Raw genomic sequence first — 14,584 nt, 5'->3', positions numbered from 1 at the left:
AAAATACAACCTTTAGGAGTTTCCTGATCTTATTTTACCACAAGTAAAACACTATGCGTACGCATAGTGTTTTACTTACTCTTTTTTCTCATCTCTCTCTTGTAATTTCGTTATTGTTGTAGCGTCCCCTAAATTACTTATTAATCTTCTTAAAAAAATTAATACAAAAGATAATGGCAATACTACCGCTAATATTAATAAAATAGCTTCCATTAAGTAACCCAAACGTTCACCCCCCTCTTTAACCTCCTTTTCAATATATGAAAACAGCGTTGTCACATATGCATGCATTTGCAAAAATAATACACTTATATTTGACAACTTTATAACAAAAACAAATCGGAATGATTATTATTTATTGCAACTTTATTAAAGATGTATTATACTAAGTTCGCAAACTAAAACGTAATTATTCCGTTTTGTATTAAAATGATATTTTTCTTCTATAATTGGGGAAAATATATCCGTAAAAAAGAAAAGAGGAGAACTTCATGCCTAAAAGATTGACTATATTTTCATTCTTACTTATTTTTACCTTAATTTTCGCTGGCTGCTCAAATAAAAAAGAAAGTAATGCCAAGAAAGATGGAAAGCTAACAGTTTATACAACGATTTTCCCACTTGCTGATTTCGCAAAGAAAATCGGTGGCGACTATGTAAATGTTGAAGCAATTTACCCACCTGGTGCAGATTCACATACATTTGAACCAAGTCAAAAACAAACAGTACAAGTTGCAAAAGCTAATTTATTCGTTTATAACGGCGCTGAATTAGAACCATTTGCTGAAAAAATGGAAAAAACATTACAAAAAGAAAATGTTAAAATTGTAAATGCATCTAAAGGTATTGAGCTTCGTGCTTCTACTGAAGAAGAGCATCATGATCATGGAGATGGCCATAAAGAAGATGAACATCATCACGATAAAGACCCGCATGTTTGGTTAGATCCTACTCTAGCAATGAAACAGGCGGAAAAAATTAAAAATGCACTTGTAGAATTACAACCTGAACATAAACAAGAATTCGAAAAAAACTTCGCCGCACTTCAAACTAAATTTACTGATTTAGACGATCAATTTAAGGCAGCTGTAGCGAACGCAAAAACGAAAGAAATTTTAGTTTCTCATGCTGCCTATGGTTACTGGGAACAACGATACGGCCTAAAACAAATTCCTATCGCTGGAATTTCAGCTTCTGATGAACCATCTCAAAAGCAGCTTGCTGACATTACAAAAACAGTAAAAGAACATAGTCTACAATATATTTTATTCGAAACGTTCTCTACTCCAAAAGTAGCATCCGTAATTCAAAAAGAAACTGGTACAAAAGTTTTACGCTTAAATCACTTAGCTACTATTTCTGAAGATGATGCGAAAAATAATAAAGATTACTTCACTTTAATGGAAGAAAACGTAAACACATTGAAAGAAGCAACAAACTAATCCATTATATTTTCTAGGCAGCTGAATCTGGTATTCAGCTGCCTTTTTATGTATTTATCCTTGACTTGACCAAAATAACAAGTAAAATTATCCATATTAGCTTTAAAGCTATATTAATTTAGAAGGTGAGTTGGAATTATGAATCTTCACATTTGTGAAGTAACAGCAAAAAATTGGCGTTCAGTAGTTGCTTTAAACGTCACAAAAGATCAGCAACAATTTATTGAAAGTAACGCGTTTTCTTTAGCAGAATCATTATATGAAGGAAACGGAACGTCAGTAGGTTTATATGATGGAGAAACACTTGTAGGTTATGCAATGTATGGATGGTATTCAGTAAAACATAAAAGTGTATGGCTCGATCGCTTTATGATTGACCAACAATATCAAGGAAAAGGATACGCAAAACGTTTCCTTCGCTTACTCATTCAATTCTTACAAGAAAAATTTGAATGCAAAATAATTTACTTAAGTTTACATCCAGACAACAAACTTGCAATGGGACTGTATGAATCATTTGGTTTCCGCTTAAATGGTGATATTGATGATGAAGGTCCAGTTGTAGGTGTTGTAATGGAGTTACTAATAGACGAAAATACAAGCCTGTGAAAACAGGCTTTTTATTATACATTTATCAATTTTTAATTTCTTTCCCTTATTTAATTCTGTTTTGCAATCTAATAGAATGTTCATAAAAAATAAGCCTGCAATTTACGCAGACTTATTTCACACACTCCTGAAAATGTTCTTGGAACCACTCTTTATTAATATCTCTTCCGATGAAAACTACTTCACTTACTCGCTCTTCACCCTCTTGCCACTCTCTATCGTACGAAGCGGCAAATAAAGTATGTACACCTTGGAAAACAATACGTTTATCTACTCCATCTATCGATAAAATTCCTTTGTAACGATATAAATATTCCCCTAGCTCTTGAACGACAGCTGACATCCACTCATTAAGCTTTTGTAAATCCAGCGGACGTTCTTCACGTAATACAAATGATTTCACACCTTCTAAGTGATTATGTTCTTTATGAGGGTAAATTTGCAACGTATCTTTCGTTTTAAACGTTTGGATTTGTAATAAAGATGGTATATCTACCTCACAGTTAGTCGCCTCAATTAACTTTGCAGTCGGGTTAATTCCTTGAATTTCATGCAAGAGATTTTCTTTCTCACTCTCTTCAATTAAATCTAATTTATTTACTAAAACGACATCCGCAAACGCAATTTGCTCTTTTGCCTCTAATCCTTTTTCAAAATGTTTATGTATATGATAACTATCTACCACCGTTACAACACCGTTAATTTGGTATGCAGATTGAATGACTGGATCTAAAAAGAATGTTTGAATAATCGGCCCTGGATTTGCAAGTCCAGTCGTTTCAATTACTAAACCATCAAAATCCATTTTCCCTTCTGCTTTTACGTCCAGTAACTGTTTTAAAGCAACAAGTAAATCTTCACGTACAGTACAGCATAAACAGCCATTTGTCATTTCCATAATTTCTTCTTCTACATTCATAATCAACTGATTATCAATGCCAATTTGCCCTATTTCATTTACAATCACCGCTAATTTCTTACCGTGATTTTCTGATAAAATACGATTTAATAAAGTCGTTTTCCCTGATCCAAGAAAACCAGTTAATATTGTTACTGGAATCATTCCTTACATCTCCTTATAGCTATATGTTTCTACATTATAGCATATAGAGAAAATCATTTTTTTAGCAAAACATATTTATTGTATGTACGCCCCCCAAACTATATAATAATACGTAGTAAGAAAGCCTTTTCAAAATAATAATCATTCATCAAGGGGGTACTTATAATGGAACGAGTTCAAATGAATGAAACGCTCGAATTCTCTCGTATTATTCAAGGATTTTGGCGTTTAGCAGAATGGAATATGACGAAACAAGAATTACTTTCTTTCATTGAAGATTGTATGGATATGGGAATTACTACTTTTGATCACGCTGACATTTACGGCGGATATACGTGTGAAGGGTTATTTGGCGAAGCTTTACAATTAAAGCCTTCCTTACGAGAAAACATGCAAATTATTACAAAGTGTGGAATCGCTCCCCCATCACCAAAATTTCCAGAGCGATATGTTGCTCACTACAATACTAGTGCAGAGCACATTATTCAAAGTGCAGAAGCATCACTAAAAAATTTACATACAAATTATATTGACGTATTACTTATTCATCGTCCCGACCCTTTTATGGATCCAAATGAAGTGGCAAAGGCATTTTCACAATTAAAACAAGAAGGAAAAGTTCGTCACTTCGGTGTATCTAACTTCTTACCTTCACAATTTAATATGTTAAGTTCTTACTTAGATTTCCCGCTTATTACGAACCAAATTGAAGTTTCTGCCTTGCAGCTTGAGCACTTTGAAAAAGGGACAATTGATTTATGCCAAGAAAAACGAATCAATCCAATGATTTGGTCACCTCTTGCTGGTGGGGAAATCTTTACTGGTCAATCAGAACGCGCCGTACGTGTACGTGAAACTGTGCAAAAAGTTGCTACTGAGCTAGGTGTTACTAGTATCGATACGGTTATGTATGCTTGGTTACTTGCGCATCCAGCTAACATGATGCCAATCGTTGGATCTGGTAAATTAGATCGTGTAAAAACGGCCGCTCTTGCTACAAACGTTAAATTAGATCGTCAACAATGGTTTACAATTTTCGAAAGCTCTAATGGACATCCTGTACCATAATACACAAAAAGAAGAGCTGTTTCTTTACAGCTCTTCTTTTTTATATGTATTTCTCGTCATTGCAAATACACACATATCCCTTAATCCATTTCCATCTACTGCAATACTCGCACTTTCTAAAATCCCCTCTAATTTAAAGCCCAATTTCTCAGGTATCGCTCTACTCTTTTTATTTAGAGAATCACAACGAATTTCTACACGGTTTGCTTTCAATTCAGAAAAAGCATAATCCGTTATACCTTTCGCAGCCTCTACCATATAGCCTTTTCCGCTAAACCTTGTATCAATCCAATATCCGATTTCAAATTGAGGTATATCCCAATTAATACGATGTAATCCGGCAGAAGCAATAAATTCACCTGTTTCTTTCGAAAATACTAGTAATCTTAAATCCTCACGTTGCAAAAATTGAATATGCGATTTTCTAATACTCTCTTCTATTTCTTCCTCTGTTTGCTCTTTTTGTGCAAAAGCCATCCAAGGTTTTAGTTCTTGTATTGAAGCTTGAATTGCATCATATACAACTTTACCATCTCCTGGTTTCGGCATTCGAATAAAAAGCCTGTCAGTATAAAATTCAGAAGGAAAATCGAATAATAACGGATTCACTGTAAACACTCCCTATAATTCTTTTATATATAATAATATCCATCTCAATTTATATAGTAAAGAATTTTCTGAATTAAAAACATTTTACTCATTCACTTCCATCGCTACAAAAATTCCAGATTCAATCGCACCTTGAATCCATCCGTGATATAGCGTTGTATGATCTCCAGCGAAGAATATTCTCCCCTCTGGTTTGACAATCGCTGGTTGTAGCTCAGATTCTTGACCTGCTTGAAAAAGCGCAAATCCTCCAAGCGCATACGGATCCAATGTCCAGCTTTTTGATATTCCAGATATGAACTCATCATACACTTGACCACCTAATATTGTTGCTAAGTTGTGTAAGGCGTAATAAATACGATCGCCTTTTGATAAACCATCCCATAACAATGCATCGTAAGACCATGTATAGCTACCTAACATCATAGCAGGTCCTTTTTCTCCAATTCCATGACTTGGATAATAGGCATAACGAATTGGCAAATCTGTTATAATTCTGCCACCTAATTGCCCTTGTTCTTCCCAAAATCTGCTTTTAAATTGAATTCCTATTTTCGTCGCAGGCATGTAATGCAATTCACGAATTGCTTTCCATTTTTCATGAGATATAGAATCAAACGGATCTACTTCTACAAAACGCATTGTCGAAAACGGGATAGTAACAATAACTAAATCTCCTGTAATACTACTATATTCAAAAGTTTCCTCGTTCCGATAGAAAGCTGTCACACCATTATCGTGTTGATGTAACTTCATTAATTTTTGATTATATATAATATTTTCTTCTAATTGCGGTAAAAATGACTTTGGTAATCTATCATTCCCGCCCATAATTTCACAAAATCCGCTCTCCTCTTGCATAATGTATAGAAATCGTAAAGTCTCTACAAACGACCGCTCTAAAAAACCTTCTAAATCTAATAGAACACCGATCATCTCAATTGTTACTGGCGAAAAGTAAGTATTATACTGATAAGGATGATACTTTAAAAATTGTCCTGTGGAATATCTCCCAAAATCCTTCACTACAACATCCCAATTTTTCTCTGGATTTCTTTTAATAAAATTTATTATCGGCTGTACTGCTAATAACAATAGTTCTTCAGACGTTTTTCCCACTTCGTTCATTTCCACAGGATACCTTAAAATACTCGGATCCTTTTCATATTGTTTCAACGTCGTTTTCCGTCCATTTACATAAATAATATCCGTCTCATTCCTATTAATAAAAGGACTCACCTGTAGCCCAAATTTTCTTATATATGCCATCGTTAACCTATGTGTATACGGAATTCTCATTGCTCCCACATCTAAATATAATCCGGTATCTTCCATTCTAACTGTCTCTATACGGCCACCTACCCGGTTGTTTGCTTCAAAAATTTTCACATCATGTCCTGCAGCCTTTAATAAAGATGCTGAAACTAATCCAGCCATACCAGCTCCCACTACAATAATTTGTTTTGGACTTATCGTCTTCTTCAATCCTTTATCTATAACTTTTAACGCTTCATCCATTTCAGTGTTATACATTATATCTTTCTGCACAATTCCACCCCTTATTTCATCAAATGGACGTTAGTGGTTTAGTGCATTTTATTCATAGATCTCCATAAACATAACACCATTGCAATTTGAATATTCACTAAAAATACATAAGAGACAGATTTCATATTTCTTTATGCTTCGTATAATATAGCAACTGCAAAGAAGGAGTGGTTAAAAATGAAACATACTTATGACTACCATGCTACAAAAAAACATTTAGAATTAAAGAAACAAAACTTATGTAAAAAACTTAGCAATATGACACTATCTGCAAAAGAACGTGAACAGCTAAAACGTGAAATTGACAACTATGAATATATTTTAAATCTAGTCGAAATGAATCATTATGAACGCGGATTTTCTCATTAAAAGCGGAAATAAGATTATCCGCTTTTCATTTTGAGCATTTCACTACGCATTTTTCATAAGTAAATATATAATAGGATGTACATTAAGATTGAGAGGTATATTCTATGATCAAGTTAAGTGTATTAGACCAATCACCTATTTCAGATGGTAGCACAGCAGCCCAAGCTTTTTCACATACAGTTACGCTTGCACAAGAAGTTGAAAAACTCGGATTCACACGTTTTTGGGTATCCGAACATCATAATTCCGTAGGCTTAGCTGGTTCAAGTCCAGAAATACTTATTTCTCATATTGCCGCAAAAACGGACCATATTAGAGTCGGTTCAGGTGGTGTTATGTTACCGCATTATAGCCCATATAAAGTCGCTGAGAATTTCCGTGTTTTAGAAGCACTGTATCCAAATCGTATCGATCTCGGTGTTGGTAGAGCCCCTGGTGGTATGCCAATAGCAACTCGCGCACTTCAAGAAGGGAAAATGGTCTCACTTGATCAATATCCAGAACAAATTGCAGACGTTGCAATGTACATACATGATCAAGTACCAGAAAACCATCACTATGCAAACTTAAAAGCCACTCCAGTTATCCCAACATCTCCTGAAATGTGGATGCTCGGTTCTAGTGGAGAGAGCGCTAAAATTGCTGCAAACAACGGAGCTTCTTTCGCATTTGCACAATTTATTAATGGCTTTGGAGGCCCTGAAGTTATGAGGGCTTACCAAGAACAATATCAGCCCTCATTTTTAGGAGATAAACCAAAGTCAATCGTTGCTATTTTTGTTATTTGCGGAGAAACAAATGAAGAAGCAGAAAAAATTGCTTCTAGTTTAGATTTATCAATCTTATTATTAGAGCAAGGAAAACGAACTACTGGTACACCTTCTATTGAAACTGCTCAAAATTATTCATACAGCGCTTATGATTTATTCCGTATAAAAGAAAATCGTCAACGTATGATTGTTGGTGATCCGTCTTCTGTAAAAGAAAAAATAATAAACTTAAGCAAAGCATACAATACTGACGAATTTATGATTGTCACGATTACTCATCAATTCGAACATAAATTAAAGTCTTATCGCTTACTAGCAAATGCTTTTAATTTATAATTCTAAAAAGAGATGCATCACATATGATGCATCTCTTTTTCTTACTACTTATTGTTTTCATTTCCTATATATTCAATAGCTTCTTTTAATAGCTCATCAAAGTTAATAGGATAATTATGATCTAAGTCAGGCACAACTTTATACTTATGTTCTATATTCTTATCTCTTAATAGTTGCACAAATTGCTGCACGGATTCGAAACAATCTTCATCTTGATCCCCGCATACTATATATCCTTTTATATGTTTATCCTGCAGCACACTCAACAACTCATCCCATTCTTCAATCTTGGGAAGCCAGGGTGCCATAAAAACAAAACCATCTACATCTATATCTTTTTGTAAAATCGTATATAAAGCTACTCTTGCCCCTGCAGAAAAACCACCAATTATTACATTTTCTACTGTATGATTTTCTATAAACTTATTGTAATGCTCTTTTAATTCCCCTTTCCCTCTCTCTAGATCATCCCAAACAAATCCATCTGAAAACTGAATTTGTGAAGACTGTGGTAAAGCTAACGTGTAATCTTGTGTCAAAACTGATTTCCAATATGGCTCTACTATTTGAATATTTTCTTGGTCACCATGTAATGTAAGTAGTAGATTTCCCTCTTTCTTGCTGTATATATATTTCACGTCTGGTCTTTCCGTTTTATGTGCTAATCCTTCTCTTTCTTTACATAATTGAACCATTGTATGAAATTCTTCAAATTTATGTAGTGATTTTAAATCATCGTCCAAAATTAAATACTCATTTCCATACCAGAATCCCTTTTCTATAATGGCCTCTCTCATTAAATGTAATGCTTCTTTTTCAAGTCCCGATGCACTTGCGAGCGCATACTTAAAATTATATATTTGCGCCTCATTCCCTATTACACCTGTAGCATTTTCCATTATATAATTGTACGCTTCAAAACTTCCTTTATTTGCATAACAACGTAACGTTTCATTTAATAATTGAATGTAAGTCATACTATTTTTCATGTACCAATTCCCCCGAAACCTTTTATAATATTTTTTTGCGAATCTTTATACCACTTTGTATAACCTACGCTAACAATATCTTATTCTCAGAATGATGCTTAATAGTTACTCTTCCCTGTCCAATACATTTAGTATAAATGAAAATAGACTGAAAAATCAATATTTTAACAAACAAAAAAAGACAACAATATATGTATTGTTGTTTTCATTACATCTACCCGCTCTTTTGTTTTTTTCTATCTGGTTTACTTGAAACTAAATAATGTTTTTCTGAAATATATAAGTCTCTTTTTAAGCTACGATTTAAGTAAGGTCCTAGTTTCATTCCGCATATGAGGCGATCTTCGCTACCTTCAACAATTGGGAACATTTCTTTTTCTGTTACGTATTGATCTACTGCTTTTTGTACGACATCAATTTCTTTCACTAGGTTTAAATTTTCTGCTGTATGTTCAAATACCTCAAGCGTTTCCTTCGTTATGAGAAAATCATTTGTTGGAAATGCAGGTAAATACGGTTTTAACAAATCATAATTCACTGTATAATCGTCATTTACTAATACTGTATAAACAATATTAGCATTCGTTTCTAAAAACTGAGCCATCGCTTGTTCTAATTCATCTTTCGTAATTTCCCGCTCTTCTTTTCCAGTTCTGAAAAAGCGAAACATCGCATCGCCTCCTTTTTACTATATTATAGCATAAAAGAAAACTGAAAAATCATAAAAAAACCCATTGAAATAATTTTTCAATGGGTTTCTATATATTTATCGTTATTTTAAGAATGCACTTAGCATCCATACATGTTGTTCTAATGTTGTATGAATTGCTAACAACATGTCAGCTGATGTTTCATCGCCAGCTTCGCCCGCAACTTCCATACCTTCTTTTAATTCTTGAATAAGTGCAGAATAATCATTCACTAATGTTTGCACCATTTCTTCTGCAGATTCTTTGCTTGTCCCTTCGCTGACACTAGATGTTGCGAGATATTCTTTCATTGTCGCTAATGGTTTACCTTCTAAAGCTAAAATACGTTCTGCTAACTCATCAATATACGTTCCAGCTTCATTATAAAACTCTTCAAATTTCTCATGTAATGTAAAGAAGTGTGGCCCTGTCACATACCAGTGATAATTATGTAGTTTCACATATAACACATTCCAGTTTGCTACCTGCTTGTTTAATACTTCAACAACATTTGTTTTCGTACTCATACAACCCACTCCTCTTATCATTTTGTAATGTTTATCTTTTAATAACCTAATTACATTTTACCATACATTCCCTTTCCTTTCGAACAATCGGCTTATATGTAACAAAGTTTTAACACCTTTAATACTTCCCTAATATCATTTAATTCATGTATTTTTTCAAACACTTCATACGTCTAATTGTCCAAGCTCATACATATGCATAATAGTACATCAAGCTCATCATAGTAGAAAGAGGGATAACATGGACAATCAACAATGGCAAGTAGCAAAGAAAGTAGCTGCTACTTATATCGGAACTGTCGTTGGAGCTGGATTTGCTACTGGACGAGAAATTGTTGAATTTTTCACAGTGAATGGATTATATGGGACAATTGGCATATGTGTAAGTGGATTTTTTTTTATTTGGCTCGGCACAAAGATGATGTTACTTTCATCGCAAATTGGGGCATTTTCAGCGCAAGAATTTAACAAATATTTATTTGGGGATGTATTTGGGAATGTTGTAAACACATTATTATTACTCGTTTTATTCGGCGTAACGAGCGTTATGTTATCAGGGGCTGGTGCAGTATTTGAAGAGCAACTTCGCTTACCAAGACAACTCGGTATTCTCATTACAGTTATCGCTTGTCTCATTATAAGTAGCCGCGGATTACAAGGTGTTTTTGAAGTAAATACACTTGTCGTACCTATTATGATGATTTTTATTATCGGACTTGCTATTACAACCTTTTTTCACGGTACACCTTCCATTAATAACACTATTCCTGCAGAGAGTTGGAATATGAAATGGATTACTAGCCCTATTACATATGTCGCCTTAAATCTTTCTCTCGCCCAAAGTGTTCTCGTCCCATTAGCCAGTGAAGTTAAGGATCGAAAAGCCATTTTTTGGGGTGGGATTTTAGGGGGTGCTGGACTTTCTTTAATTTTATTATGCAGCCATTTAGCAATCTTATCAGTCGATCAATTTTATCAATATAACATCCCAATGGCTGAAGTCATAAGAAGATTTAATGCAACTTTTCACTTCTTCTTCGTTCTCATTATTTTCGGTGAAGTTTTCACAACTTTAGTTGGTAATGTGTTCGGAATGACAAAACAGATGCAATCTATTACTGGGTGGAAAAATAACAATATTATTTTCTTTATTTTACTAATTAGTTATTGCTTTAGTTACATCGGTTACAGTGACTTACTTCACATTCTATATCCTATCATCGGATGGGTAAGTATTGTTATACTTCCAATCATTGCATTTAAACAACTTCAAAAAACATAAAAAAGCATCCATGTTATTGGATGCTTTTTTATGTTCATTCACAATCATCACATACTTCCCAGTACGGCCCCATTTCTAATGCTAAATATGGCTTTAATTGCAACCGAATCATTCGACTAGGCATGCGCTCTAAAACAAATTGAATACCCTCTTCATCTTCGTCTAATTCAACTTTTGAAATCGCAATTCTTTGCATAGTCGTAATGGGAATTCCATCTTTATATAAAGTGATTTTCACCTCATCGTATTCATTAAAATACAATTCGACACTCATTTGATTTTTCAGAATTTCATCAACAATTTTATATGTATCATTTTGTTCTTGGATTATATATTTCCATCCGCCTCTATCTTCTTTCGGAGCTGTTTGAAATAATGTCTCCAAATCCTCGTATAGCATAAGATAACCCCTCTCTTACTAAAAACGATGAGTATTTTATATACCCTTTATCTCTATCACTATCCATAGCTATTGTACCATATATCACCGTTCTTACCGTATTCATTTGTTTCATACATACTTATAAAACAACTAATTCTATCTCCATTATTATGTATATTACCTCATTACTCCATACTCTCTTACAAGTTCAAATAACATCAGACTTTAATCAATGCAAATATTCTCTACTGTCCGCTTTTATTAGCTTACAGCATTCACACTTTTACATATAGTAAGACTAACACAAATAAAAAAGGAGAGTGACTTATACCACTCCCCTTAAAAGAACTTCCCTATAGCTGCTAAAACTAATACGATTATTAAAATTGCGAATAATAATGAGACAATGAAACTAAAAATAGGTAACGCTTTCTTTTCATTCTTCTTAAATAGTAACTTTAAACTAAGAAAAATATTTACTGGCACAAGTATAAAATAAAAATATTTAACAATTTGCACCGAGCTATTCGAAAGTGTTTTTAATATAAACACTTCAATTAGAAAAACAATAAAAAATGAAATACTTAGCCAAAATGAAACGTAACTAAGCCAAGAATGTCTTTTTGTCCCCCAGTACACTCCCATAATACTCTCCTTTTATTTGTATTCTATAGGTTAACAATTATACACAAAGCTAACAAATACCTCTATTTTTCGACAAATATTATGCAAAATACCATTTTAAACGTCATAAGAGGACTCTACATCCCACATTTAAATTTACATAATAAAACAGACTCTCCCAATACATACTTCTATTTTAGGGACAGCCTGTTCTCTGTTAAACTTTAAATCTGTCAATTAGTCCTTGTAACTCTTCAGCCATTTGAGATAACGTGCCCGCTGCGGATCCAATTTCCTCCATCGAAGCTAGCTGTTCTTCAGCTGAAGCCGCAACATTTTGTGTGCTTGTTGCATTATTTTGTGCTGTCATTGCAATTTGTCCTACCGAAATAGATACTTCATTTGCCCCTTTTGACATTCCATTAGCCGTTTCAACCATCGTCTTAATTTGATTAGCTATTTCATTTGTAGATTGTAAAATTTCAGCAAAGTTTTGCTTCGTTTCATTTGCGATAACAAGTCCAGATTGAACTTCCTCATTTACATGATTCATAGATTTGACTGTCTTACCCATATCATCTTGTATTTCACATATTAATTTACTAATTTCACTAGAAGATACGCTAGACTGCTCTGCCAATTTACGTACTTCATCTGCAACAATCGCAAAACCTCTTCCATGCTCACCGGCTCTTGCAGCTTCAATCGCCGCATTTAGAGCTAGAAGGTTTGTTTGATCTGCAATATTTTGAATTACTTCTAAAATATCACCAATTTGTTTTGATTTATTATTTAGTAATTGTATAACTGCATCTGATTGTGACACAGATTCTGCAATAGACTGCATCTGGTTTACTGTTCTTCCTACTAGTTTCCCACCATCTTCTGCTTTTTCACGAGTATGTGCGGAAGCCGTATTAATAGATGATGAACTATTTGCTACATGCTGAATTCCTTCCGTTACATCAAATAGCAACATAGCACCATTTTCTACGCTTGTTGTTTGCGTCGTTGCCCCACTTGATATTTCATCCATTGCGATTGTAATTTGCTCAGTCGCTTCACTTGCTTGCCTTACACTTGCAGTTAGCTCTTCTGATGCCGCTGCAACATGCCCAGCTGAATCGTTAATTCTTCCGATTAACGTCCGTAACGAATTCGTCATCTCATTAAAGCCTTTAGCAAGTTGGCCGATTTCATCATTAGAATGAATTTCAATTGTTTGCGTTAAATCCCCTTCACTTATTTCTTTAGAGGTAACAACTAATCTCTTTAAAGGCTTCGTAATTGAAAGTGTTACAAAATAAATAAGTGCTCCACCTATTACTAATGAGATAAGCATAACAATTAACATATTATAAAATACAGGTTGAGCAGCTTCAATTACTTCACTTGAGTACATAGTCCCACCAATTTTCCAACCTGTTTTTACATTTGTAGCAAATACCATATTCTTTTCACTACCACCATAAGAATATGAAAAAGCACCGTGATTATCTTCATAAATTTTCTTTGCCCAAGAATCAGCCGCTTTTTCTCCTGATTTTTCTTGTGGATGAGCAATTATTTTTTGCTTTCCATCTAAAATGAAGGCATATCCTTTTTTACCAATATTAATTAACTTTGATGTTTTTAATAAATTATCTAAACTTAAATCTAGCGCAACAACCCCATTTTTATCTTCTGTTTGTTTTGCGATTGTTACGACAATATGTCCATTTCCTTTTGCCTTATACGGCTCAGTAACAACAATACCACCTTGTTTTGCCACTGCATCTTTATACCAAGGTCGTGCTGTTGGATCATAATCTGCTGCCATTTGTATATTTGGTTCTTGCACAAATTTTTTATCATTTCCGGCAACATATACTTGTTCAACATCTTTATTTAAATTTATATATTGAGATAATATTTTTCTTAATTCATCCTGATTATCTCCTTGATACATATTCCCCTGAATCACCCGTGCAAAATTATTCACATCATTAAATTTTGCATCAATCATTTGATTGATTAAATTATCCAGTATTTTTATATTGTCGTTGGCACTACTCTTAATTTGTGATTCAAAATTCTTTTTGGCTGTTTGATAAGACATGCCTCCGATAATAGACACAGCCGCAATTAAAATTACAAAGAATGAAATTAATAGCTTTTTTGCTACTTTCATATCACGAAACAAATTTAATAGTTTACCCATTATGAACCTCCTAATTTTCAAATTTAAAAGTTAAATTGAGTTAATTATTAATATTTCCCAATCCCTAATTATTATTT

The 14,584-nt window shown here is 33.7% G+C and carries 16 protein-coding genes; 6 read left to right on the top strand and 10 right to left on the bottom strand.

Translation table 11 applies throughout. The features are described from left to right. Positions 1 to 75: 75 nt before the first annotated feature. A complete protein-coding gene (locus DOS87_RS09995; RefSeq protein WP_000540932.1) occupies positions 76 to 225 on the bottom strand; it encodes a hypothetical protein in 150 nt (49 codons plus the stop codon). 266 nt (positions 226 to 491) lie between these two features. Between DOS87_RS09995 and DOS87_RS09990 the strand changes: the two genes are divergently transcribed. Then, a complete protein-coding gene (locus DOS87_RS09990; RefSeq protein ID WP_001126158.1) occupies positions 492 to 1,442 on the top strand; it encodes a metal ABC transporter substrate-binding protein in 951 nt (316 codons plus the stop codon). A gap of 138 nt (positions 1,443 to 1,580) precedes the next feature. Continuing rightward, positions 1,581 to 2,051: a GNAT family N-acetyltransferase gene (locus DOS87_RS09985; RefSeq protein ID WP_001048684.1), complete on the top strand. Its 471-nt coding sequence runs from the start codon at positions 1,581 to 1,583 to the stop codon at positions 2,049 to 2,051. 112 nt (positions 2,052 to 2,163) lie between these two features. Here DOS87_RS09985 and DOS87_RS09980 read toward each other — a convergent pair whose 3' ends face one another. Then, positions 2,164 to 3,114: a CobW family GTP-binding protein gene (locus DOS87_RS09980; RefSeq protein ID WP_000613427.1), complete on the bottom strand. Its 951-nt coding sequence runs from the start codon at positions 3,112 to 3,114 to the stop codon at positions 2,164 to 2,166. Positions 3,115 to 3,279: 165 nt separating this feature from the next. On the opposite strand from DOS87_RS09980, the gene DOS87_RS09975 reads away from it, so the two are divergent. Continuing rightward, positions 3,280 to 4,182 carry an aldo/keto reductase gene (locus tag DOS87_RS09975; RefSeq protein ID WP_000442823.1) on the top strand — a complete coding sequence of 301 codons (903 nt, stop codon included), beginning with the start codon at positions 3,280 to 3,282 and terminating at the stop codon, positions 4,180 to 4,182. 24 nt (positions 4,183 to 4,206) lie between these two features. Here the strand turns inward: DOS87_RS09975 and DOS87_RS09970 are convergent, their stop codons facing one another. Further along, positions 4,207 to 4,791 carry a GNAT family N-acetyltransferase gene (locus tag DOS87_RS09970; protein WP_001068739.1) on the bottom strand — a complete coding sequence of 195 codons (585 nt, stop codon included), beginning with the start codon at positions 4,789 to 4,791 and terminating at the stop codon, positions 4,207 to 4,209. An 84-nt stretch (positions 4,792 to 4,875) separates the two neighbouring features. Continuing rightward, a complete protein-coding gene (locus DOS87_RS09965) occupies positions 4,876 to 6,339 on the bottom strand; it encodes a flavin monoamine oxidase family protein (protein ID WP_001168122.1) in 1,464 nt (487 codons plus the stop codon). A 177-nt stretch (positions 6,340 to 6,516) separates the two neighbouring features. Between DOS87_RS09965 and DOS87_RS09960 the strand changes: the two genes are divergently transcribed. After that, entirely contained in the window at positions 6,517 to 6,708 is a 192-nt protein-coding gene (locus tag DOS87_RS09960; RefSeq protein ID WP_000683363.1) for a DUF3896 domain-containing protein, read from the top strand. 104 nt (positions 6,709 to 6,812) lie between these two features. After that, positions 6,813 to 7,814: an LLM class flavin-dependent oxidoreductase gene (locus DOS87_RS09955; RefSeq protein ID WP_000594036.1), complete on the top strand. Its 1,002-nt coding sequence runs from the start codon at positions 6,813 to 6,815 to the stop codon at positions 7,812 to 7,814. A gap of 44 nt (positions 7,815 to 7,858) precedes the next feature. On the opposite strand, the gene DOS87_RS09950 is transcribed toward DOS87_RS09955, so the two are convergent. From DOS87_RS09950 to DOS87_RS09940, 3 genes are all read right to left on the bottom strand, one after another. Continuing rightward, positions 7,859 to 8,803: an alpha/beta hydrolase gene (locus DOS87_RS09950; RefSeq protein ID WP_098506285.1), complete on the bottom strand. Its 945-nt coding sequence runs from the start codon at positions 8,801 to 8,803 to the stop codon at positions 7,859 to 7,861. 214 nt (positions 8,804 to 9,017) lie between these two features. Next, the gene (locus DOS87_RS09945) at positions 9,018 to 9,473 is read right to left on the bottom strand and encodes a DUF3939 domain-containing protein (protein ID WP_000488205.1); all 456 of its coding nucleotides are present in this window, start codon (positions 9,471 to 9,473) and stop codon (positions 9,018 to 9,020) included. A gap of 102 nt (positions 9,474 to 9,575) precedes the next feature. Further along, positions 9,576 to 10,019, bottom strand: a complete 444-nt coding sequence (locus DOS87_RS09940) for a Dps family protein (RefSeq protein ID WP_000105199.1) — start codon at positions 10,017 to 10,019, stop codon at positions 9,576 to 9,578. A 241-nt stretch (positions 10,020 to 10,260) separates the two neighbouring features. Between DOS87_RS09940 and DOS87_RS09935 the strand changes: the two genes are divergently transcribed. Then, entirely contained in the window at positions 10,261 to 11,301 is a 1,041-nt protein-coding gene (locus DOS87_RS09935; RefSeq protein WP_000370209.1) for a YkvI family membrane protein, read from the top strand. A 34-nt stretch (positions 11,302 to 11,335) separates the two neighbouring features. Here the strand turns inward: DOS87_RS09935 and DOS87_RS09930 are convergent, their stop codons facing one another. From DOS87_RS09930 to DOS87_RS09920, 3 genes are all read right to left on the bottom strand, one after another. Then, positions 11,336 to 11,701 (bottom strand): DUF3979 family protein, encoded by a 366-nt coding sequence (locus tag DOS87_RS09930; RefSeq protein WP_000965064.1) that lies wholly within the window; start codon positions 11,699 to 11,701, stop codon positions 11,336 to 11,338. A 321-nt stretch (positions 11,702 to 12,022) separates the two neighbouring features. Then, on the bottom strand, positions 12,023 to 12,328 hold the full coding sequence (locus DOS87_RS09925) for a hypothetical protein (RefSeq protein ID WP_000539571.1): 306 nt from the start codon (positions 12,326 to 12,328) through the stop codon (positions 12,023 to 12,025). 196 nt (positions 12,329 to 12,524) lie between these two features. Further along, a complete protein-coding gene (locus DOS87_RS09920; RefSeq protein WP_000517283.1) occupies positions 12,525 to 14,507 on the bottom strand; it encodes a HAMP domain-containing methyl-accepting chemotaxis protein in 1,983 nt (660 codons plus the stop codon). Positions 14,508 to 14,584 lie beyond the last annotated feature (77 nt).

The organism is Bacillus sp. CR71 (genome assembly GCF_003429245.1).
Lineage (GTDB): Bacteria > Bacillota > Bacilli > Bacillales > Bacillaceae_G > Bacillus_A > Bacillus_A thuringiensis_S.
Note: the sequence above shows the minus strand (reverse complement) of the source record. Positions and strands in the feature narration are given on the sequence as shown.